The following is a 21,545-nucleotide window of genomic DNA, read 5'->3' on the forward strand; positions in this document are numbered from 1 at the left end:
GTGCCAGAGCTGGTGATGCAGCTGACCAGAGCGGGCTTTCTCGTGCTCCTCTGGCTCTTTGTGCTGGCCGCCCTACGTGTGGTCCGCTCTGATCTCTACGCAGCCTCAGGGCTCCGGGCGTCAGGTCTGCCCGGATTCCGGAGGTCCGAGAAGTCGGCGAGGGGAAGCAAGGCGCCTCGGCAACTCGTGGTCACCCACGGGGCGCTGACCGGCACCCGCATCTCGCTCGACGGCAGGCCGATCCTGATCGGCCGCGCTGACGACTCCACGCTGGTCCTGGACGACGACTTCGCGTCGACCAGGCACGCACGGCTGTCCATGCGCGGCACCGACTGGTACGTGGAAGACCTCGGCTCCACGAACGGCACCTACCTAGACCGAGCCAAGGTCACCGCACCCCTGCGCGTACCTCTCGGCACCCCGATCCGCATTGGCAAAACGGTGATCGAGCTGCGCTCATGACCTTGGTTCTTCGATACGCGGCCCGCAGCGACAGGGGCCTGGTTCGCTCCAACAACCAGGACTCCGTGTACGCGGGCCCCCGCCTGCTCGCAGTAGCCGACGGCATGGGTGGCCACGCCGCCGGTGAGGTCGCGAGCAAGGTGGTCATCGCCTCGCTGGCCCACGTCGACGACGACGAGCCCGGCGACGACCTCCTCGGCAAGCTCCGCGACGCGGTCGCGAGTGGCAACGGCGCCATCTCCGAGCTCGTGACCAGCGACCCGGACCTGGAAGGCATGGGCACCACGCTCACGGCCATCCTGTTCGCGGGCAACCGGCTCGGACTCGTGCACATCGGCGACTCCCGCGCGTACCTGTTGCGCGAGGGGATGTTCGCGCAGATCACGCACGACGACACGTTCGTCCAGTCGTTGATCGACGAGGGCCGGATCACGCCGGACGAGGCCGCCACGCACCCGCAGCGCTCACTGCTGCTGCGCGCGCTGACCGGCCACGACTTCGAGCCCAGCCTCACCGTTCGGGAGGCACGGGCCGGAGACCGGTTCCTGCTCTGCTCGGACGGTCTGTCCGGTGTCGTCTCCCAGGAGACGCTGGACGAGGCGATCCGCATCCCGGACCCGCAGGCCTGCGCGGACCGCATGATCGAGCTCGCGCTCAAGGGCGGCGGCCCCGACAACGTCACGGTGATCGTGGCGGACGTCGAGGACGTCGACTTCGGCGACGACTACCCGATCGTCGGTGGCGCGGCCGGTGACGGCAGCGAGGAGCACAACACTCCGCCGGACTCCGCGGCGTCCCGTGCGAGCGCGCTCACGCAGCAGCGCCCGCCGATGCCGCAGCGGGTGGAGCCGCCACCGCCTCCGCCGCAGGACCCCAAGCGCAAGAAGCGCAACGCCATCAAGGCGTTCGCGATCATCTTCGTGCTGCTCCTGCTCACCGGTGCGCTGGCGGTCGGCGGCAAGCTGTGGCTCAACACCCAGTTCTACGTCGGCGCGACCGAGGACGGCCAGGTCGCGATCTTCCGCGGGCTCAACGGTTCCGTGCTCGGGTTCAAGCTGTCGTCGAAGGTCGAGGACTCGTGCCCGCCCGGTTCGACGGGCTGCACCCCGATCACGCTGAAGGACCTGCAGGAAGCCGGCCGCAAGACCATCACCGCGGGCATCCGCAGTGACAACGGTCTGGACGGCGCGCGTGCTGCGGTCCGGCTGCTGCGCACGGAGCACATGCTGCCGTTGTGCAAGGACACGTCCTCGACGACGACTCCCAACACGACGCCGTCGAACCCGACGGGTTCCAGCACCCCGACCGGAACGCCGCCTGCCAACGGTTCGCCGGACACCGGGGCCACCGAACCGCCGCCCACCCCGTCCGGGCAAAAGGTCGGCGTGGAATGCCGGGAGGGTCCGTAGTTGATGGGCTCGCCCGTCCCCACCGGGGAAGGCTCACCAGTCGCGTCGGTGGCGACCAGCACGTCGCCAGGGCTGCGAGCGCCGACGCGCCGCGGCACCGAGCTGGTGATGCTCGCGTTCGCCGCCGGACTCGTGACGCTGGCGCTGATCCTGGTGGAGCTGAACCAGGAACGATCGCTGAGCCTGAGGATCCTCTACCTCGGTCTCGCCTATCTCGGCCTCTTCGCCTGTGCCCACCTCGCGGTCCGCAGGTGGGCGCCGTACGCGGACCCGGCGATCCTGCCGTGCGTCGCGTTGCTCAACGGACTAGGTCTGGTGGTCATCCACCGGATCGACCTCGCGCTGGAGGGCGTCCCCTTCCCGGACGGCTCCGTGTGGGACCCGGTCGCGTTCAAGCAGGTCATCTGGACCGCGATCGGGTTGTTGCTGTTCGCGGCCACGCTGAAGTTCCTGTCGGACCACCGCACGCTGGCCCGGTTCGGCTACACGTTCGGCCTCGTCGGACTGGTCGCGCTGCTGCTGCCCGGTGTGCTGCCGGGCTTCATCGCACCGACGATCAACGGCGCGAAGATCTGGCTGCGCATCGGCCCGTTGTCGATCCAGCCGGGTGAGTTCGCCAAGGTCCTGCTGATGGTCTTCTTCGCCGCGTTCCTCGTGTCGAAGCGGGACCTCTTCACGACCGCCGGCCGCCGGTTCCTCGGCATGGACCTGCCACGTGCCCGCGACCTCGGCCCGCTGTTCGCGGCCTGGGGCGTCACGGTCGCCGTCATGGTGCTGCAGAAGGACCTCGGCTCCTCGCTGCTGTTCTTCGGCATCGTGCTGGTGCTGCTCTACGTCGCCACCGAACGTGCGGCGTGGGTCGTGCTCGGCCTCGGGTTGTTCTCCGCCGGTGCGATCGTCGCGTGGAAGCTGTTCACGCACGTGCAGCAGCGCGTGGCGAACTGGCAGGACCCGATCGGGCGCTACGACCTGATCGGTGGCGGCTACCAGATCTCGCAGTCGCTCTTCGGTCTCGCGACAGGTGGCATCGGTGGTGCCGGCCTCGGAGCCGGGCGCCCGGAGATGATCCCCGAGGCGAACACCGACTTCATCACCGCCGTGATCGGCGAGGAGCTCGGGTTCGTCGGCCTGGCAGCGGTGCTGCTGGTCTACATGGTCCTCGCCCTGCGCGGCCTGCGCGGCGCCATCTCGGTGCGCGACAGCTTCGGCAAGCTGCTCGGCGGCGGTCTCGCGTTCGCGCTCTGCTTCCAGGTGTTCATCATCGTCGGTGGTGTCACCAAGCTGATCCCGATGACGGGTATCACCGCACCGTTCCTGTCCTACGGCGGTTCGTCGCTTCTCGCGAACTACATCCTGGTCGCGTTGCTACTGCGAATTTCTGCCGCTGCGCGGGCTCCGCAGAGGGCTCCGAAGCCGAAACCGCAACAACCGGCTATCGCCGACCAGCACACTGTGATGGTGGAGCGTCCCAAATGAACACACCGCTCCGCCGCGTCGGCATGGCAATGATGGTGATGATCGTCCTGCTCCTGGGCAACGCGACCTGGGTCCAGGTGATCAACGCCGACGAGTGGCGCAAGAACCCGTACAACCGGCGCGTGCTCCTCGACGAGTACGCCCGCAAGCGCGGACTGATCACGGTCGCCGACGGCACGGTGATCGCGGACGTCAAGGAGACGACGGACCGTCTCAGGTACCTGCGCACCTACAACAACGGCCCGGCGTATGCGCAGGTGACGGGGTACCTGTCGGTCACCTACGGCACGTCGGGCATGGAGCGCGCGGAGAACGACCTGCTGAACGGCTCGGACGACCGGCTGCTCGCCCGCAGGCTCTCCGCGCTGATCACCGGTCGCGACCCGGTCGGCGGCAACGTGCAGCTCACGCTCGACGCGAAGGTGCAGCAGGTCGCGTTCGACCAGCTGACCGCGAAGGGCTTCACCGGCTCCGTCGTCGCGATGAAGCCGGACACCGGCGAGATCCTCGCGATGGTGAGCACGCCGTCCTACGACCCGAACCTGCTCGCGAGCCACAGCGGCACCGAGCAGCAGGCGGCGTGGAAGCAGCTCACCGCGCAGGGCAACGGCAATCCGCTGATCAACCGCGCGACGCAGGGTCTCTACCCGCCCGGCTCGACGTACAAGGTCGTCGTGGCGGCCGCGGCGCTCGCCGACGGCAAGAACAAGGACACCCAGTACACCGCGGCGGGCACGATCAACCTGCCGGGCACGGCGAACGCCCCGTTCCCGAACTTCAACGGCCAGCCCTGCGGACCCGGCCAGACCGTGTCGATGGAGACCGCGCTCGCCAAGTCGTGCAACACGGCGTTCGGCGAGATGGCCGGTCAGGTCGGCAAGGCCAAGCTGACGACGCAGTCGAACAAGTTCGGCTTCAACGACGACGACCTGCAGATACCGCTGGCGGTCGAGACCTCCAACCTGGGCGCGATCCAGGACGAGGCGGCGCTCTACCAGAGCGGCATCGGCCAGCGCGACGTGCGCGTCACGCCGCTGCAGAACGCGATGGTCGCGGCGACGATCGCCAACGGCGGCAAGCGGATGCAGCCTTACCTGGTGTCGAAGGTGCTGGGCCCGGACCTGAAGCCGATCGACGAGACCGAGCCCGACGAGGTCGACACCGCGATGAGCACGGCCAACGCGGCCGTGCTGCGCGACATGATGATCCAGTCGGAGATCAACACCGGTGGTGAGGGCCGCCAGGCCAACATCCAGGTGGCGTCGAAGACCGGTACCGCCGAGGTCGGCGGGTCGGCGGAAGACAGCAGGAACAAGGCTCCGCACGCCTGGTACATCGCGTTCGCCCCCGCGCAGAAGCCGGAGATCGCGATCGCCGTGATCGTCGAGAACGGTGGCGACCGCGGTCTGGGCGCGACCGGTGGCAAGGTCGCCGCGCCGATCGGGCGCGCCGTGATGAACGCGTACCTGGTGGGTCGCTGATGCTCACCACGGGCCAGCTCCTCGCCGACCGCTACCGCCTCACCAGGCGGATCGCGGTCGGTGGCATGGGCGAGGTCTGGGAAGGCGCGGACGAGCGGCTCGACCGCAGGGTGGCCGTGAAGGTGCTCAAGGCGGAGCTCTCCGGCGACCCGGAGTTCCTGCACCGCTTCCGCACCGAGGCGCGGATGACCGCGTCGCTCAACCACCCCGGCATCGCGTCGGTGCACGACTACGGCGAGACCGCGTCCGTCACCGACGGGCCGGAGGACACCGCGTACCTGGTGATGGAGCTCGTCGAGGGCGAACCGCTCGCGACGATCATCTCGCGCGGCCGGCTTTCCGCCGACGTGACGATGGACCTGCTGGAGCAGACCGGAAACGCGTTGCAGGCGGCCCACGAACGCGGGCTCGTGCACCGCGACGTGAAGCCGGGCAACATCATGGTCACGCCGTCGGGGAAGGTGAAGATCACCGACTTCGGCATCGCGAAGGCCGTCGACGCGGCACCCGTGACACGATCCGGAATGGTCATGGGCACCGCGCACTACATCGCTCCAGAGCAGGCTCTCGGCGGCGAGGCCGAACCGGCGAGCGACGTTTACTCGTTGGCCGTGTGTGGTTACGAATGCCTGGCAGGGCACCGCCCTTTTCTGTCGGACAACGCGGTGACCGTCGCGATGATGCACATCCGCGACATCGCGCCGCCGCTGCCGCCGGACGTGCCGCCGGGCGCGCGTGCGTTGATCGAGGCGACGCTGGTGAAGGACCCGCGGCAGCGCTACCGGACCGGTGGCGAGTTCGCCGCCGCGGTCAGCGCCGTGCGGGTGGGCCAGCCGCTGCCGACGCCGTCCGGGTTCACGATGCCCCCGGTGATCCCGCAGCAGGTGCAGGTACCTCCGCCGCCACCTCAGGTTTCGCAGCCGCTCCCGATTCCGCCGCCGATGCCACACCACCAGACAGGACCGGGACGCCCCGGTACCCATCCGGCGATGCGGCCGGCGCACCAGACCGGGACGTTCGCGCCCATGCCGACACCACCCGGGAGAAACCGGGCCGTCGTCTGGGTTATGGTCGCTGTCCTGGTGACCGTGCTGCTCGTGGTCGGCGTTGTCGTCCTGTGGAAGCTGACCGTGAAGCCGGACACCGGCGGCGGACAAGGCGGTCCGACCACCTCGAGCTCGGCGAACCTGAACCCGCCGGCGAACGGACAAGCGAAGCCCGACTCGGCCGACCGACTGCCGGGCAACGCGCTGAAGCAGATCGACGAGGACGACTACATCGGTCGTTCCGGCGACGAGGTCAGGACCGATCTGATCGACCAAGGCCTGGAGCCCAAGGTGCAGAGCCCGCAGGGTTCGACGCCGGGCGACCTGAAGAAGTGCCGGGTCACCGCCATCGCGCCGACAGGCGGGGTGGCGACGGGCTCGGAGGTGAAGGTGACGTGCGCGCCATGAGCAAGACCAGAACCGAGTTGGGAACACCGTCGACGAGGAGCGGGACGAAGCACCGATGAGCACTCCGCGACTGCTCTCAAACCGCTACGAACTGGGTGAGACCCTCGGGTACGGCGGCATGTCCGAGGTCCACAAGGGGCGGGACGTCCGTCTCGGCAGAGACGTGGCGATCAAGGTGCTGCGTGCCGACCTCGCCCGCGACACCCAGTTCCAGGAACGGTTCCGGCGCGAGGCGCAGAACTCGGCGGCACTGAACCACCCCGCGATCGTCGCGGTCTACGACACCGGCGAGACGCAGACCGAGTACGGCCCGCTGCCGTACATCGTGATGGAGTTCGTCGACGGGCGAACGCTGCGCGACATCGTGAAGACGCAGGGCCCGCTGTCGGGCAAGCGCGCGATGGAGGTCATGGCCGACGTCTCGGCCGCCCTCGACTTCAGCCACCGGCACGGCATCGTCCACCGCGACGTGAAGCCGGCGAACGTGATGATCACGAAGTCCGGCGCCGTGAAGGTCATGGACTTCGGCATCGCGAGGGCCATACACGATGGTCAGGCCGCGGTCACCCAGACCGCCGCGGTCATCGGCACGGCCCAGTACCTGTCGCCGGAGCAGGCGCGCGGCGAGTCCGTCGACGCCCGTTCCGACGTCTACGCGGCGGGTTGTGTGCTGTTCGAGCTGCTGACCGGCGAGCCGCCGTTCACCGGCGACTCTCCCGTCGCGGTCGCGTACCAGCACGTGCGGGAGGACCCGAAGGCGCCGTCGCAGCTGAACCCCAAGGTGTCGCCGCAGCTCGACGCGATCGTGCTGAAGGCGATGTCGAAGGGCCCGGCGAACCGCTACCAGTCCGCCGCGGAGATGCGCGCCGACCTGGTCCGCGTGCTGTCGGGTCAGCGTCCGTCCGCGCCGGCCGTGATGACGGCCGAGGACCGCACCGCCGTGATGAACGAGCAGGCGCGCGCACCCCGCACGCAGGTGATGTCCGGTGGTGGCCGGCACCGCCCGGCGGCGTTGAAGTCGGAGCCGGAAGACGACTACGACCCGATCGCCGACGAGGAAGAAGAGCGGCGCGCGAGGCGCAAGAAGGCCATCATGATCACGTTGGTGGTCATCCTGTGCGTCGCCGTGCTCGGCCTCGCCGCGTGGATCACCAACAACATCATGAACTCCGGCAGCGAGGGCTCCGACAAGGTCCCCGTGCCGTCGTTGGTGGGCCAGAGCCCGTTGGAAGCCAAGGAGAAGATCACGCAGGCGGGCCTCGTGCCGCAGCAGCAGGAGATCGCCTGCGAGCCCGGCGCGAACGGCGCGGCCGCCCCGTGCACCTCCGACCAGATCTCCAAGGTCGTGCGCACGAACCCGCCGGACGGCACCCAGGTGCAGAAGGGTTCGCAGGTCACGATCTTCGTCGGCGCGCCTCCCGGTGAGGGCACCGTGCCGGATCTGAAGGGCAAGTCTCCGCAGGAGGCGCAGCAGATCCTGGACAAGGACCCGAACGGCTTCAAGCTCCAGCAGAGCGCGGAGGGCATCGAGGTCGACGACACGAAGCTCGAGGGCAAGGTCGCGGCGCAGAACCCGGAGACCGGGCTGAAGCTGAAGAAGGGTGGCACGATCACCATCCAGCTCGGCAAGGCACCGGACAAGCAGAACGTGCCGAACGTCGTCGGCGACGACCTCGAGGACGCCAAGCAGACGCTGGAAGGTTCCGGCTTCAAGGTCAGCGTCGAGACCATCGACAGCGCCAAGCCGCAGAACCAGGTCGTGTCGCAGACGCCGACCGGCAACAGCAAGGCGGCCAAGGACACGACCGTCACGATCCGCGTCTCGAAGGGCAACCAGATCGAGATGCCGGATCTGACCGGCCTGTCGGCGAAGGACGCCGAGGAGAAGCTGCGGGCGACGGGCTGGAACGGCAACTTCAACGTCCAGGACCAGACTGTGCAGAACCCGGCCCAGGACAAGAAGGTGATCTCGACGGCGCCGGCGAAGGGCACGCAGATCACCAAGGGATCCGCGGTGACGGTCACGGTCGGCAAGCTGGGGATCGTGACGACCTAGCGTTTTTGTTTTGCTGAGGGGCGGCTTCCCGTTGGGAGGCCGCCCCTTTTGCTCACTGGCGCGCGGCGGCGGCGAGCGTGCGCATGCCGTTCTCGAGCTGCGCGACCGTGGCCTCGGGCACCTCGAACCCGCAGACCTTGAGCCAGTTGGCGAGCATGCGGTGACCGCCGTCGGTCAGCACCGACTCGGGGTGGAACTGCACACCCTCGACCGGAAGTTCCTTGTGGCGCATGGCCATCACGATGCCGGTCTCGGTCTTGCCGGTGACCTCGAACTCCGCGGGGATCGTCTCCGGCAGCACCGTCAACGAGTGGTACCGCGTCGCGATGAAAGGCTGAGGAACGCCGTCGAGCACACCCTTGCCCTCGTGGAAGACGATGCTCGTCTTGCCGTGGAGGAGTTCCGGCGCGCGGTCGACCGTGCCACCCCACACCACACCGATGGCCTGATGCCCGAGGCAAACGCCGAAGACCGGCTTCCCGGTGTCGGCACACCGCTTGATGACGTCGATGCTCGCACCCGCACGCTCCGGCGTACCGGGCCCAGGACTGACGAGCACCCCGTCGACGTTCTTGATCTCGTCGAGGTCAACCTCGTCGTTGCGCCGCACGACGCACTCCGCACCCAGCTGAGCGAGGTACTGGACGAGGTTGTAAACGAAGCTGTCGTAGTTGTCGACCACGAGCACGCGCATGTACGAAGCCTAGTCGGTCGCGTCGAGTGAGTTAGCTCATGCTTTGAGTGAGGTAAGGCTTCCCTAAAATAGGTGTCATGAGTCGTCCCTTGCGCGTCGCGGTCGTCGGCGCCGGCCCAGCCGGTGTCTACGCGGCCGACATCCTGACCAAGTCCGACGTCGACGTGCAGATCGACCTCTTCGAGAAGCTGCCGGCCCCCTACGGCCTGGTCCGCTACGGCGTCGCCCCCGACCACCCGCGAATCAAGGGCATCGTTTCGGCGCTGCAGAAGGTGCTCGACAAGCCGTCGGTCCGCTTCTTCGGCAACGTCGAGTACGGCGTCGACATCAAGCTCGACGACCTGCGCTCTTTCTACGACGCGGTCATCTTCTCGACCGGCGCTGCCGCCGACCGTCCCCTTGATGTTCCGGGTATCAACCTGCCGGGCAGCTTCGGCGCCGCGGACTTCGTTTCCTGGTACGACGGTCACCCCGATGTGCCACGCACCTGGCCGCTGACCGCTACCTCGGTCGCGGTGCTGGGTGTCGGCAACGTCGCCCTGGACGTGGCGCGAATTCTGGCGAAGACCGCGGACGAGCTGCTGGTGACCGAGATCCCCGCGAACGTCTACGAGGGTCTTGCCTCCTCGCCGGTCACCGACGTGCACGTGTTCGGCCGCCGCGGCCCGGCTCAGGCGAAGTTCACCCCGCTGGAGCTCCGCGAACTCGACCACTCGCCCAACGTCGAGGTGATCGTCCACGCTTCCGGCATCGAGTTCGACGAGGCCTCGCTCGCCGTGATCCGGTCGGACAAGCAGGTCTCGATGATCGTGAAGACCCTGCAGGAGTGGGCGATCCGCGACGTCGGCAACCGCCCGCGCCGCCTGCACCTGCACTTCCTGGAAGCACCGGTCGAGGTGCTGGGTTCTGACTGCGTGACCGGCCTGCGCACCGAGACCCAGGAACTGACCGGCGACGGCGGGGTGCGCGGCACCGGCGTCTTCACGGACTGGGACGTCCAGGCCGTGTACCGCGCCGTCGGCTACCTCTCCACGCACCTGGCCGACATCCCGTTCGACCACGTGTCGGGCACGATCCCGCACCTCGCCGGCCGCGTGCTGGACCTGGACGAGGTGCCGATGCCCGGCGTCTACACCACGGGGTGGATCAAGCGCGGCCCGATCGGCTTGATCGGTCACACCAAGGGCGACGCCCTGGAGACCATCAACAGCCTGCTGGAGGACGCCGAGTCGCTCCCCCGCTGCGAGTCGCCCGGGTTGGACGCGGTAGAGCAGTTCCTCCGGCAGCGGGGCGTGCCGTTCGTCTCGAACGAGGGCTGGCGGCGGCTCGACCTGCACGAGATGGCTCTCGGCGCGGTCGAGGGACGCGAGCGCGTGAAGGTCGTCCCGCGTGAGGAGATGACCAGGATCTCGAACGGCTGACCGCCGTTCTTCGATGGGGCCGCCACCGCGGTGGGCGCGGTGGCGGCTTCAGCTATTTCCGCCACAGTGGCGGGCTCCGCGGGCTCGGCCGCGGTTGGCGGCTCCGCAGGCTCGGCCGCAGTGGCGGGCACCGCGGACTCGGTGCCGTTGGCGGCTCCACAGGTGCGGTCGCGCTGACAGCCCGTGGACTCGGTGGCGTTGGCGGCTCTGCGGATTCGGTGGCGGCTTCAGCTATTTCGGTCGCGGCGGTAGCTCCGCGCGTTCGACCAGTGCGGCAGCAACGTGCACTCGGTCGTGCTGGCATCTCCGTGCACTCGGTCGTGGTGGCCAGCTACGCGGGCTCGGCCACGGCGGCAACTCCGTGCACTCGGTCGTCGTCGTGGTTTCGCGGCTCGGCCGCAATCGTGGCCTCGGCAATTTCGGTCGCGGCCGCACGGACACTGGAGCCGTGGACGCCGACATGACCGCTCTCCTGATGCGCCTCAACGCCGACGTAGCCGACTACAACGTCGAGCCCGACCGCGCGGTGTGGCTGGCCTGCGACCTCCTCGTCGCCGGACTCGACACCCCTGCGTTGCGCGAGCTGGCCGGCGAATCGCCGTCGCGGCTGGAGAAGAGCGAGGCTGGCGCACTCGTCGGGCAGTTCCTCGCGGAGCTCGGGATCAAGCCGATGACTCGTGAGGAGGCCGACTGGTTCATCGGCCGCGAAGTCGCCTGGAAGGTGCTCGGCGGAGCACCGCGCGCTGAGTGGGAGGACGACACCTGGCGCGTCAACATCCGGCTCGCGACGGAGAGCGGCAGCGATGACGTCTTCGCGGCGGCGGCCAACTACGACAGCGACTCCGGGCCGTACCTCGGCTTCATGCGCGACTACCTGCGGCTTGCAGAGGCTCAGCTCACTGAGTGGTGACGTGACCGGCCTCTGCGGTGACCGGCCTCTGCGGTGACCGGCCTCTGCGGTAGCCGGTCTCTGTAGCCAGGCCGACCAAGGAGTCACCACATGTCGACGACAGGTCGTGGCCAACCCCAGAGGGTCCGCTGAGAGCCTGTGCCCGCTGCCCCCGCGCGCTTCCTCATGCGCAACGACGAAAGCGGATTTCAGGTTCCCGGAGCTGCCGGAATCCTGTGGACAACTCCCTCACCTGCAGCCCCACGCTACCTCGCCCAAGTACCTGAACTGCGCAAACAGCGGTGATAGGCCCATGATCGCAGCCGAACGTCACCCGACCAGGTGGCCCGCACGAAAGCGATCACCGAGGGCCGGAGGTCACTGCTCCGTTGTGACGTTGTTGAACGGGAGCTTCGGCTCGGCCCACGGGAACACCACGAACATCAGCAGCGCGACGATGCCCGCGACGAGCACGACCGCCTCGATGATCCGCAGGTACAGCGGGCCCGGCAGGTGCCGCCAGATCCAGCCGTACATCAGCCCTCCGTCATCTCGGGCGGCACGAAGCCGTCGGCCACCGGGTAGCTCTTGGTTTCCACCGCGTGCACGATCAGGCGTTGCCGGTCGGAGAAGCGCGGGTGGCACGTCGTCAGGGTGAGCAGGCGGGCCTGCTGTTCGGGCGGCACCGTCGTGTTGACCTGGTGCGGGATCGGGGCGATGACCTCGCCCTGGGTCGGGACGACGATCTCCTGGCCCACGGTCTTGGCGTAGGCGTCGCCGAGGGTGGTGGACAGCGGGGCGACGCCGGTGCAGGCGGCTTCCTTCGCGCGCGGGTTCGTGGCCCAGCCGGCCACCTCGTTGCTCATGGGGAGCACTCGGTAGACGAACCACTGGGTCTGGGTCTGCACGACGATGGCGTTGCAGGACTGCAGCAGGTCGAGGTCGTTGAACGGGGCGCCCTTGCCCACTCGGTGGCCCGCGATGGAGAAGTTGCCGGCCTCGCCTGGCTGGGCGGTGTCCTTGTAGTGGCCCGGGCCGATTTCGAGGTGCTTGTCGGTGGTGCCCTCGACGACCGAGAACTTCCAGTCGTTGCCGAAGACCGGGATGTACATCTTCGCGAAGGCCTTGCCCTCGACCAGCTCCAGCTTCGCCTTGCGGTTCGGGTCGGACGGGGGCGGCGTGACGACGTTCGAGCTCCACTCGGAGTCGAGGGCGGCGGTCGCGTCCTGCTGCTTCTCGGCGGAGAGCAGGTCTGTCACGTAGACCTCGTAGACGACGAACAGCAGCACGACCAGGCCCATCGTGATGAGGGCTTCGCCGACGCCGCGCACCGTCTTGCGCGCGAGGCTGTCCGGCGGCGGTGCGTCGGCAGGCTCGTCGTCGTAGTAATCGTCGTCGTCGTAATAGTCATCGTCGTAGTCGTCCTCGACGCGCGGGATCACCTCGGTGGGTGGATCGACCGGGCGGGGACGAGGCGGGCGAGGGGGCATGCCCTGGGGCATTCCGCCCGGAGGGGTGCCCATGGGCGGGCGACCGGGAGGCATGCCGCGTGGAGGCGTGCCCGGCGGCGGACCCTGAGGAGGCATGCCGTTCGGCGGCGTACCGGGGGGCGGGCCTTGCGGAGGCGGGCCGGGACGGCGCGGGGGCGAGCCCGAAGGCGGCAGGCTGCCGGAGAAAGCGCTGGTGAACTGCGTCGCGTCGGGAGGCGGCACCGGACGCGGTGGAGGTGTTGCCCGCACGTGCTGCAGGTCGTCACGACGGGGAGCAGGACGCCGGGGAGGCGGCTGCTGCGGTCCCGAGTTCACCTAAGACCTCCGCGCGGACTGTGAACTGAAAACAACTGCGTTCTGCCAGGTGGTTCGCTGACCACCTCCGCTACGTTAACGTGTTCCCCGAGTAGTGCACGTAAACTTGCGTCACTCAGGGATATCCACGTCAGGCGAGGACAGCATGCCCAAGTCCAAGGTCCGGAAGAAGGCGGTCTACACCGCACCCACTGACCGCCGCACGCCGGTCAAGGTCAAGGCAGCGGGACCGTCTCACCCGGTCTACGTCGTCATCATGCTCGGCTTCATGCTGCTGGGCCTCGCGTGGCTGGTCGTCAACTACATCGCGGCCGAGAAGATCCCGTTCATGCTCGAGCTGGGGGCGTGGAACTTCGCGATCGGCTTCGCGCTGATGATCATCGGCCTGCTGATGACGATGCGCTGGCGCTAGTCACGCCAAGGGGCTCAGCGAGTCACTGTTCGTAGAGGTCGGCCCGGACGTCACACGTCCGGGCCGACCTTTGTTTGCGCCAAGTTCACCTGGTTCATCTGAGCGTCACCGAAGCACACGGCTGTAAGTCATCCCCATTGGGGACAAGTCCTGTGGACAACTTTGCGCGAAATTGCACAAGCGCCCGTTTCCCCTCATGCAGCGGGGGTTCGGTTGTCCACATTTCATGCGGGACACTCGACGGTGTGACTCGCACCTGGTCCACTCCCGCCCCGCTCGTCGCCGGCGCGTGGGTGCTCGCAATCATGCTCGCCGTCGGCACGCTCCTGGTCGGCGACAACGCCGGCCGCCTCCTCGTCGGACTGGCAACGCTGCTGGTCAGCTACCTCGCGGCGTTCGCAACGATCGCGCGGCCGAGGCTCACCGCGGACACGAACGGGCTCGCCGTGCGCGGATTCGCCAGCACCACGCTCCTGCCGTGGCACGAGGTGAAGGTCAAGTTGCAGACCACCCGCAGGCTCGGCCGGGAACAGCAGGCATTGGAACTCGACGCCGACGACCGTCTCGTGGTGCTCACGAAACTGGACCTCGGCGTCGATCCCGAAGAAGTAGCCGGAGTGCTGCACGCACTGCGGCCGTGAATCAGTTCTAGCGGCACGTCTCGGCGTACTCGAGGACGACCTCGGCCACCGTGTCGAGTTCGGAGGCACGCAACACGAACATGACTCCGAGCAACAACGCGGCCGCCACCACAGCGCCGATCTGGTAGGCGTTGCGGTTCTCGCGCGGCGCCTTGACCATCGCGAGCGTCAGCAGGCCGCCGATCACGAACCCGCCGAGGTGCCCTAGCAGCGAGGCGTTGGTGAAGATGTTCGACACCAGGTTGAGCCCGACGATCACGACGATCGTCGAGATGTCCCGCTTCTGCCGCTTGAACACGATCAGCAGCGCGCCCATCAGGCCGAACACCGCACCGGACGCGCCGGCGAGCTGCTGGCAGACGGAGCCGAAGTAGAACGCCGCCGCGCTGCCGCCGAGCAGCGACAGGAAGTACACGGCGCTGTAGCGCAGCTTGCCCAGCTCCTGCTCGATCACGGGGCCCACGACGAACAGGGCGGCCATGTTGAGCGCGAGGTGGATCAGGCCGAAGTGCATGAATCCGGACGTGACGATGCGCCACCACTCACCGTTGGCGGTGAGCTCCGGGATCAGCGACGTCGCCGTGAACAGGCCCGCGCGCGAGTTGTTCATCGGGCTGCCCGACTGGACGACCGTGACGACGTACGCGAGCACGTTGAGCGCGATCATCACCTGCGTGATGATCGGCCGGCCGTTCGAGACCTCCGCGCCCGCGAGCGTGCGGGGACGGCGAACGGTGCGAGCGCCTTCGTTCACGCAGTCGACGCATTGCATGCCGACCGAGGCGTCCCGCAGGCACTCAGGGCACGCCGGACGGTCGCACCTGGTGCAGCGCAGCCGGGTGGGCCGATCGGAATGACGTGCGCAAACCGGGGTTTCCGGTTCCGCTCCGATCGGCCCGTCCGGTGGCACTTGTGCGTTGCTCACGCGCGTTCGATCGTGATCCGCTCGATCTTGATGTCGTTGACGGGACGGTCGGCCGCACCGGTGGCGGTGTTGCCGATCGCGTCGACGACGTCGCGCGAACCCTGGTCCGCGACCTCACCGAAGATCGTGTGCTTGAAGTTCAGCCACGTCGTCGGCGCCACGGTGATGAAGAACTGCGAGCCGTTCGTGTTCGGCCCGGCGTTCGCCATCGCGAGGATGTACGGCCGGTCGAACTGCAGGTCCGAGGTGAACTCGTCCTGGAAGCGGTAGCCAGGGCCACCGCGGCCGGTACCGGTCGGGTCTCCGGTCTGGAGCATGAAGCCCGCGATGACGCGGTGGAACAGGGTGCCGTCGTAGAACGGGCCCGAGTTCGTGCCACTCGCGTTCGCCTCGGTGTAGTTCTTCGTGCCCTCGGCGAGCCCGACGAAGTTCGCCACCGTCTTGGGGGCGTGGTCGGGGAACAGGTTGATGCGGATGTCGCCCTGCGTGGTGTGCAGGGTCGCCGTCACCTTGGTCCCGACGAAGGATTCGTTGCTGTCAGCCACCACCCCATCGTGCCATCACAGGCGGCGATGTTCAGAAAGGGGCACGATGGGTACCTCCATGACATAACCGAACGACAAACGGCTGGAGCACAGAATGGACGAGGTGGACGTCATGACCCGTGCCGGCGAGTCCGTTGGCAAGGCTGTCGGCACCAGTCTCAAGGCCGCGCGTCAGGGTGTCGTTCGCGCTGGTCACGCCGCCGAGGTGAAGCTCGCGGAGCGTGGCATCACGGCTGACCAGGTCCGCGGAGCGCTCGTCGAGCGAGCCGACACGCTCATGGGCAAGGCCGAGGACTGGGAGAAGCAGACCCGCCGCTCCCGCAAGCGCCTCGCGAAGAAGAGCGCGAAGACGCGCGCAGACCTCATGAGCAAGGCCGAAGTGGTGCGCAAGGAAGTGAAGAAGGCGGCGAAGCACGCACGCAAGGACGCCAAAGTGCGCGCGAAGGAGCTCCGCAAGGCCGCAGCGAGCCTCGGTGCCGACGCACCGAAGCGCCGCCGCTGGCCGTGGGTGATGGGTCTCCTGATCGCGGCCGCAGTGGCCGGCTACATCGCGATGACGCGCAGGCCGGAAGAGGTCCACCTGCAGGACGAGGAGCAGGCCCCGATGCCGGAGCCCGTCCTCAACGGGCAGGTGCCCACGCAGAAGGAACCGGTCAAGTAGTCAGAGCTTGAGCCCCTTGATCGCCTCTTCGGCGATCCGGCGGGCCTTGATCGACTGCTTCTGGTTGGAAGTCACGACCACAGCGGCGTCGCTCTTCGCCACGGCGTAGACGACGCCGCTGTTGTTGCTCACGTACCCGCCGCTCCAGCCGGTGGGCGAGTTCGCGGGCTGTGAACCGTCCGGCGCCGCCTCGTTCACGATCGTCTTGGCGACACGCTCGTCACCCACGTAAACACGCACAGTCAACTGGACCTCAGTTGCATTGGCGTAGAAAAAGCACGCTGGGTGGGGTTCGTCCGTTGACAGTTTCACTTTGGGGACGCGCTGCCCGTTCGCCTCGGCGACGAACGCGGTCGCGAGGTACGGGCAGGTGCCGTCCTTCGCGGGCTGGGGCACGGGCGGCACTGTCGGAGCGGCGCTGGTCGTCGTGGTGACCTGCTGGGGCTGGGTCGTGGGAACCGGCACGTTCTGGGCGACATCGGTGCCGCACGCGGCGAGTACGCCGAGCAGGGGCAGCAACAGTGCTCGTTTCATAGGGGCAACAGTCAACCAGATACCAAAAGCGCCTTGAGCGGCACACTCTAAATTGGTCCATACCTTTTGTGCCCTGCCCCTGCCCCCGCGCCCTGGAAGGACCCTGACATGGAGTTCCTGGAGCAACGACGAGAGCACGCCTTGGCGCTCTTCCGCATCGTCGTCGGACTGTTGTTCATCTTTCACGGCGTGCAGAAGATCTCGAAGGGAACCGAGCTGCTGTCCTGGCCGGGCGGTCCGATGAGCCTCATCGAGCTGATCGGTGGCGGCCTCATACTGATCGGCCTGTGGACGCGCTGGGCCGCACTGCTCGCTTCCGGCGCCATGGCCTACGCCTACTTCGTCGTGCACCAGCCGCGAGGTCTGCTGCCGATCGAGAACGGCGGCGAACTCGCGGCCATGTACTCGTGGGCGTTCCTGCTGCTGGCGTTCACGGGTGCCGGCGCCTGGTCGATCGACAAGCTTCGACAGTCATCGAAGAAGTCTCTGGCCAACGCGTGATGCAAACACCGAAGCCCTGTTCGCTGCGGCGAACAGGGCTTCGGTGAAAGCAATATGGAGACGAGGGGAATCGAACCCCTAACCCCCGCCTTGCAAAGGCGGTGCTCTGCCAATTGAGCTACGTCCCCATGACCGGGCGGCAAGCCGCCCGCGAGATCAGTCGGTGGGAGCGGTGGCCTCGCGCCACAGGTCCGCGTCGGCCTTGGCCGAACGGCTGCGCTTGACGAAGAACAGGACCGCACCGGCGACCACGACGAGTGCGATGATCTTCTTAGCCACTCTGAACCCCTCCAAAGACTGTTATGCCCCGACCTACCGGACCAGCCTACAGGCTTTTCAGGTCTTCAGCCGGGGCTCCGGAACTCAGTTCCAGACAGAAACGATGATGATTCGAGAGAGTTTCGAATCGAGTGGGCCTAGGAGGACTTGAACCTCCGACCTCTTCATTATCAGTGAAGCGCTCTAACCGCCTGAGCTATAGGCCCTCGATCAACTGTCACCCCCTTGGGGGCGACGAGAAGAACCTTACAGGATCGTCCTCGCCGTCCCCAAATCGGGGGTCACTCGCGCTCGGAGAGCGTCAACTCCAAGCCACCAGCCAGATCCGCGGACACGTTGTAGACGAACGCACCCACGGTCGCGAGCGCCGTGAACAGCACGATGTTGACCGCGCCGATGATCGCCGAGACGCCGAAGACGCGGCCGGCACTGATCAACGGCTCGCCCGGCTCGTTGGCCTGGAGCAGGTCATTCGCGGTGCTGTTGATCTTGTCCCAGACGCCCATGCCGTGCAGCACGCCGTAGAGCACGCCGACCGCCACGAGCCAGACGAAGAACAATGCGACGCCGAGCACCAGGGCGAGCTTGAGCACCGACCACGGGTCGACGCGCTTCACCTGGAGCGAGGCGCGGCGCGGACCGCGGCCGGGGCGGCGGGCCGACGGGGTGGCCGCGGCGGGACGGGCTGCGCCGCCGTTGCCGAGGTTCACCGACGTGCGGCTGCTGCCCAGACCCACCGGCACGGCCGAGCCCGTGACCACGGGCTTCTGCACCTTGACGGTGTCCGGGTCGGTGGACGGGAAGGCCGGCTCCGCGGACGGAACGGGCGGCGCGCCAGGAGCCACGTACGCCTCGGTCGAGTCCTGCTGAGCGGCCTCCGTGTCGTTCGTCACGCGCTGCCAGGGCGGCGGCGCGGCGACGACGACCGGCTCCTCGGCCACCGCGGCGACCGGCACCACCGGCTCAGCGGCAGGCGCCGGAGCCGGGGTCGGCGCCGCGGTCGGCGCTGGAGCCGGAGCAGCAGCCGGAGCGGGCGTGTCGATCGCGACCGTCTTCTCCTCCGCGGGAGCGGGAGTAGGAGCGGAAGCGGCAGCGGCCGGTGGCTCGGGAGCAGCGGCGGGTGCGGTGGCCTCGGCCGCCTTCTCCGCCGACACAGGCTTGGTCTTGTCCTGCGCGTTCCCACCCGAGGAACCGGAGGCCGGCGCGGCCGCGTCTGCGGACTCCGCGTTCTTCTGCGGAGTCGGCTTGGTGATGACCGCGGTCTTGTCCGCGTCCCGACCTTCGCGGTTCTCGGGTGGAGTCACGAGCTGTCCTTAGCCTCTCGCTAGCAAGTCCGACTACTCGGCCGAGTCGGTGGGGGTAGCTGCCTGGTCGGCGGCAGAGCCCTCCGCGGCAGACGTCTCACCGTTAGTGACGTCGCTGGGCTCGTCCGCGTTGCGTGCGACGGCGATCAAAGTGGTGCTCTCGCCGAGGTTCATCAGCCGCACGCCCTTCGTCTGCCGTCCAGCCTTGCGCACCTGCTCGGCACGGGTCCTGATGACCCCGCCGGTCGAGGTGATGGCGTAGAGCTCGTCGTCGATGTCGACGATGAGCGCGCCCACCAGCCTGCCACGTCGGCGGTCGTGCTGAATGGTCAGCACACCCTTGCCGCCGCGGCCCTGGACCGGGTAGTCCTCGATCGGCGTGCGCTTCGAATACCCACCGTCGGTGGCGACCAAAACGAAGAGGCCTTCCTGGACGACTCCCACCGAGAGCAGCTCGTCGTCCGGGTTGAACCGCATGCCCTGCACGCCTGACGTGGCACGACCCATCGGGCGCAGCACGTCGTCGGTCGCGTGGAAGCGGATCGACTGGCCGTCGCGGGAGACCATCAGCAGGTCGTCGTCCGCGGAGCACAGCACGGCGCCGACCAGCTCGTCCTCATCGCGCAAGTTGATGCCGATAAGTCCACCCGATCGGTTGGAATCGAAGTCGGAGAGCTTCGACTTCTTGACCAGGCCGTTGCGGGTGGCGAGCACGAGGTACGGCGCGACCTCGTAGTTCTTGATCTGGATGACCTGCGCGATCTCCTCCTCCGGCTGGAACGCCAGGAGGTTCGCGACGTGCTGGCCGCGCGCGTTGCGGTTCGCCTCGGGCAGCTCGTACGCCTTCGTGCGGTACACACGGCCCTTGTTCGTGAAGAACAAGATCCAGTCGTGCGTCGAGCACACGAAGAAGTGCGCCACGATGTCGTCCTGTTTGAGCTGCGCGCCCTGGACGCCCTTGCCGCCGCGCTTCTGCGCCCGGTAGAGGTCGGTCTTGGTGCGCTTCGCGTAGCCGGTGCGCGTGATCGTGACGACCACGTCCTCGACCGCGATCAGGTCCTCCATGGACACGTCGCCGTCGAACGGGATGATCTTCGTGCGGCGGTCGTCGCCGAACTTGTCCACGATCGCCGTGAGCTCGTCGCGCACGATCTTGCGCTGCCGCTCCGGCTTTTCGAGGATGTCCTTGAGGTCCGCGATCTCCAGCTCGATCTCGGCCAACTGGTCGATGATCTTCTGGCGCTCGAGGGCGGCCAGGCGGCGGAGCTGCATCTCCAGGATCGCGTTGGCCTGGATCTCGTCGACGTCGAGGAGCTCCATCAGGCCCGTGCGCGCGATGTCCGGAGTCTCGGACCGGCGGATCAACGCGATCACGGCGTCGAGCTGGTCGAGCGCCTTCACCAAGCCGCGCAAGATGTGCGCGCGCTCTTCGGCCTTGCGCAGGCGGAACCTGGTGCGCCGCTGGATGACCTCGATCTGGTGCTTCACGTAGTGGCGGATCATCTGGTCGATCCGCAGCGTGCGCGGCACGCCGTCGACCAGCGCCAGCATGTTGACGCCGAACGAGTACTGCAGCTGGGTGTGCTTGTAGAGGTTGTTCAGCACGACCTTCGCCACCGCGTCGCGCTTGAGCGTGATCACGATGCGCATGCCGATGCGGCGGTTCGACTCGTCCGCGATGTTCGCGATGCCGGTGAGCTTGGCGTCGCGCACCAGTGCCGCGATGTTCTCGACCAGGTTGTCCGGGTTCACCTGGTACGGCAGTTCGGTGACGACCAGGATCGTGCGGCCCTTGGCGTCCTCGTCCATCTCGACGACCGCGCGCATGCGGACCGAGCCGCGGCCGGTGCGGTACGCGTCCTCGATGCCGGAGGTGCCGAGGATCTGGCCGTACGTCGGGAAGTCCGGACCCTTGATCCGGGCGATCGTCGCCTCGAGGGTCTCCTCGTCGGAGGCCTCGTGGTTGTCCAGCGCCCACACCACCGCGTCCGCCACCTCGCGCAGGTTGTGCGGCGGGATGTTGGTCGCCATGCCGACCGCGATGCCCGAGCTGCCGTTGATCAGCAGGTTCGGGATGCGCGACGGGAGGACGACCGGTTCCTGGATGCGGCCGTCGTAGTTGTCGCGGAAGTCGACGGTCTCTTCCTCGATGTCGGCCAGCATGTGCATGGCCAACGGGGAGAGCCGGCACTCCGTGTACCGCATGGCGGCGGCGGGGTCGTTGCCCGGCGAGCCGAAGTTGCCCTGGCCCTGGATCAACGGGTAGCGCAGCGCCCACGGCTGGGCGAGACGCACCAACGCGTCGTAGATCGCCGAGTCACCGTGCGGGTGGTAGTTGCCCATCACGTCGCCGACGACGCGCGCGCACTTGTTGAAGCCGCGGTCGGGACGGAAGCCGGAGTCGAACATCGAGTACAGAACGCGGACGTGCACGGGCTTGAGCCCGTCCCGCACGTCCGGCAACGCGCGTCCGACGATCACGGACATCGCGTAGTTGATGTACGAGTTCTGCATCTCCTGCTGGATCTCGACCGGCTCGATGCGGTCGTGGTCCGGGGGCAGAGTCGTCTCGGTCACTGTTCTCTTTCCTTCTCGC

At 67.7% G+C, this 21,545-nt stretch carries 20 protein-coding genes, 2 tRNA genes and 1 pseudogene; 12 read left to right on the top strand and 11 right to left on the bottom strand.

What is annotated here, in order from left to right; translation table 11 throughout:
- Genes LFM09_RS24975 through pknB form a run of 6 tightly spaced genes read left to right on the top strand, consistent with a single transcriptional unit; the run spans window position 1 to window position 8,338 of the window.
- Window positions 1-462: an FHA domain-containing protein FhaB gene (locus LFM09_RS24975; protein ID WP_030465595.1), complete on the top strand. Its 462-nt coding sequence runs from the start codon at window positions 1-3 to the stop codon at window positions 460-462.
- A complete protein-coding gene (locus LFM09_RS24980; protein ID WP_414098958.1) occupies window positions 459-1,871 on the top strand; it encodes a PP2C family protein-serine/threonine phosphatase in 1,413 nt (470 codons plus the stop codon). The genes LFM09_RS24975 and LFM09_RS24980 overlap by 4 nt, the downstream gene beginning before the upstream one ends.
- 3 nt (window positions 1,872-1,874) lie before the next feature.
- Window positions 1,875-3,347 carry an FtsW/RodA/SpoVE family cell cycle protein gene (locus LFM09_RS24985; RefSeq protein WP_414098959.1) on the top strand — a complete coding sequence of 491 codons (1,473 nt, stop codon included), beginning with the start codon at window positions 1,875-1,877 and terminating at the stop codon, window positions 3,345-3,347.
- Entirely contained in the window at window positions 3,344-4,828 is a 1,485-nt protein-coding gene (locus tag LFM09_RS24990; protein WP_414098960.1) for a peptidoglycan D,D-transpeptidase FtsI family protein, read from the top strand. Before LFM09_RS24985 ends, LFM09_RS24990 begins: the two co-directional genes overlap by 4 nt.
- The gene (locus LFM09_RS24995; RefSeq protein ID WP_414098961.1) at window positions 4,828-6,282 is read left to right on the top strand and encodes a serine/threonine-protein kinase; all 1,455 of its coding nucleotides are present in this window, start codon (window positions 4,828-4,830) and stop codon (window positions 6,280-6,282) included. Before LFM09_RS24990 ends, LFM09_RS24995 begins: the two co-directional genes overlap by 1 nt.
- Window positions 6,283-6,337: 55 nt before the next feature.
- Window positions 6,338-8,338 (top strand): Stk1 family PASTA domain-containing Ser/Thr kinase, encoded by a 2,001-nt coding sequence (gene pknB, locus LFM09_RS25000; RefSeq protein ID WP_414098962.1) that lies wholly within the window; start codon window positions 6,338-6,340, stop codon window positions 8,336-8,338.
- Window positions 8,339-8,390: 52 nt separating this feature from the next.
- Here pknB and LFM09_RS25005 read toward each other — a convergent pair whose 3' ends face one another.
- Window positions 8,391-9,032 carry an aminodeoxychorismate/anthranilate synthase component II gene (locus LFM09_RS25005; protein WP_414098963.1) on the bottom strand — a complete coding sequence of 214 codons (642 nt, stop codon included), beginning with the start codon at window positions 9,030-9,032 and terminating at the stop codon, window positions 8,391-8,393.
- 77 nt (window positions 9,033-9,109) lie between these two features.
- Here LFM09_RS25005 and LFM09_RS25010 point away from each other — a divergent pair, with 77 nt between their 5' ends.
- Both LFM09_RS25010 and LFM09_RS25015 read left to right on the top strand, forming a co-directional pair.
- On the top strand, window positions 9,110-10,453 hold the full coding sequence (locus LFM09_RS25010; protein ID WP_414098964.1) for an FAD-dependent oxidoreductase: 1,344 nt from the start codon (window positions 9,110-9,112) through the stop codon (window positions 10,451-10,453).
- A 460-nt stretch (window positions 10,454-10,913) separates the two neighbouring features.
- The gene (locus tag LFM09_RS25015) at window positions 10,914-11,363 is read left to right on the top strand and encodes a hypothetical protein (protein WP_414098965.1); all 450 of its coding nucleotides are present in this window, start codon (window positions 10,914-10,916) and stop codon (window positions 11,361-11,363) included.
- A 357-nt stretch (window positions 11,364-11,720) separates the two neighbouring features.
- On the opposite strand, the gene LFM09_RS25020 is transcribed toward LFM09_RS25015, so the two are convergent.
- Both LFM09_RS25020 and LFM09_RS25025 read right to left on the bottom strand, forming a co-directional pair.
- Window positions 11,721-11,879, bottom strand: coding sequence for a hypothetical protein (locus LFM09_RS25020; RefSeq protein ID WP_414098966.1), 159 nt, complete (start codon window positions 11,877-11,879; stop codon window positions 11,721-11,723).
- Window positions 11,879-12,832: a class E sortase gene (locus tag LFM09_RS25025; RefSeq protein WP_414098967.1), complete on the bottom strand. Its 954-nt coding sequence runs from the start codon at window positions 12,830-12,832 to the stop codon at window positions 11,879-11,881. The genes LFM09_RS25020 and LFM09_RS25025 overlap by 1 nt, the downstream gene beginning before the upstream one ends.
- 460 nt (window positions 12,833-13,292) lie before the next feature.
- On the opposite strand from LFM09_RS25025, the gene crgA reads away from it, so the two are divergent.
- Both crgA and LFM09_RS25035 read left to right on the top strand, forming a co-directional pair.
- Window positions 13,293-13,559 carry a cell division protein CrgA gene (gene crgA / locus LFM09_RS25030; protein ID WP_065915483.1) on the top strand — a complete coding sequence of 89 codons (267 nt, stop codon included), beginning with the start codon at window positions 13,293-13,295 and terminating at the stop codon, window positions 13,557-13,559.
- Between the two features lie 245 nt (window positions 13,560-13,804).
- A complete protein-coding gene (locus LFM09_RS25035) occupies window positions 13,805-14,200 on the top strand; it encodes a PH domain-containing protein (protein WP_414098968.1) in 396 nt (131 codons plus the stop codon).
- A 7-nt stretch (window positions 14,201-14,207) separates the two neighbouring features.
- Here LFM09_RS25035 and LFM09_RS25040 read toward each other — a convergent pair whose 3' ends face one another.
- Together LFM09_RS25040 and LFM09_RS25045 are read right to left on the bottom strand one after the other, a co-directional pair.
- Window positions 14,208-14,954 (bottom strand): rhomboid family intramembrane serine protease, encoded by a 747-nt coding sequence (locus tag LFM09_RS25040; RefSeq protein ID WP_414098969.1) that lies wholly within the window; start codon window positions 14,952-14,954, stop codon window positions 14,208-14,210.
- Between the two features lie 167 nt (window positions 14,955-15,121).
- Window positions 15,122-15,670 (bottom strand): peptidylprolyl isomerase, encoded by a 549-nt coding sequence (locus LFM09_RS25045; protein WP_414098970.1) that lies wholly within the window; start codon window positions 15,668-15,670, stop codon window positions 15,122-15,124.
- Window positions 15,671-15,764: 94 nt separating this feature from the next.
- On the opposite strand from LFM09_RS25045, the gene LFM09_RS25050 reads away from it, so the two are divergent.
- Complete coding sequence (locus tag LFM09_RS25050) at window positions 15,765-16,331, top strand: hypothetical protein (protein WP_414098971.1); 567 nt, start codon at window positions 15,765-15,767, stop codon at window positions 16,329-16,331.
- On the opposite strand, the gene LFM09_RS25055 is transcribed toward LFM09_RS25050, so the two are convergent.
- On the bottom strand, window positions 16,332-16,865 hold the full coding sequence (locus tag LFM09_RS25055; RefSeq protein WP_414098972.1) for a DUF2020 domain-containing protein: 534 nt from the start codon (window positions 16,863-16,865) through the stop codon (window positions 16,332-16,334).
- A gap of 108 nt (window positions 16,866-16,973) precedes the next feature.
- On the opposite strand from LFM09_RS25055, the gene LFM09_RS25060 reads away from it, so the two are divergent.
- The gene (locus tag LFM09_RS25060; protein ID WP_414098973.1) at window positions 16,974-17,366 is read left to right on the top strand and encodes a DoxX family protein; all 393 of its coding nucleotides are present in this window, start codon (window positions 16,974-16,976) and stop codon (window positions 17,364-17,366) included.
- Window positions 17,367-17,421: 55 nt separating this feature from the next.
- Here LFM09_RS25060 and LFM09_RS25065 read toward each other — a convergent pair.
- The 5 genes and pseudogenes from LFM09_RS25065 to gyrA all read right to left on the bottom strand — a co-directional run bounded on the left by LFM09_RS25065 (window position 17,422) and on the right by gyrA (window position 21,526).
- Window positions 17,422-17,494: transfer RNA gene (locus tag LFM09_RS25065), tRNA-Ala, on the bottom strand.
- A gap of 31 nt (window positions 17,495-17,525) precedes the next feature.
- Window positions 17,526-17,645: pseudogene (locus LFM09_RS25070) on the bottom strand (DLW-39 family protein); the annotation flags it as partial.
- A gap of 132 nt (window positions 17,646-17,777) precedes the next feature.
- Window positions 17,778-17,851: transfer RNA gene (locus LFM09_RS25075), tRNA-Ile, on the bottom strand.
- 75 nt (window positions 17,852-17,926) lie between these two features.
- Complete coding sequence (locus LFM09_RS25080) at window positions 17,927-18,949, bottom strand: DUF3566 domain-containing protein (RefSeq protein ID WP_414098974.1); 1,023 nt, start codon at window positions 18,947-18,949, stop codon at window positions 17,927-17,929.
- A 33-nt stretch (window positions 18,950-18,982) separates the two neighbouring features.
- Window positions 18,983-21,526 (bottom strand): DNA gyrase subunit A, encoded by a 2,544-nt coding sequence (gene gyrA / locus LFM09_RS25085; RefSeq protein ID WP_414098975.1) that lies wholly within the window; start codon window positions 21,524-21,526, stop codon window positions 18,983-18,985.
- Between the last annotated feature and the right edge of the window lie 19 nt (window positions 21,527-21,545).

Origin of the sequence: Lentzea alba (genome assembly GCF_047445655.1) — a bacterium.
Classification (GTDB): Bacteria; Actinomycetota; Actinomycetes; order Mycobacteriales; family Pseudonocardiaceae; genus Lentzea; species Lentzea alba_A.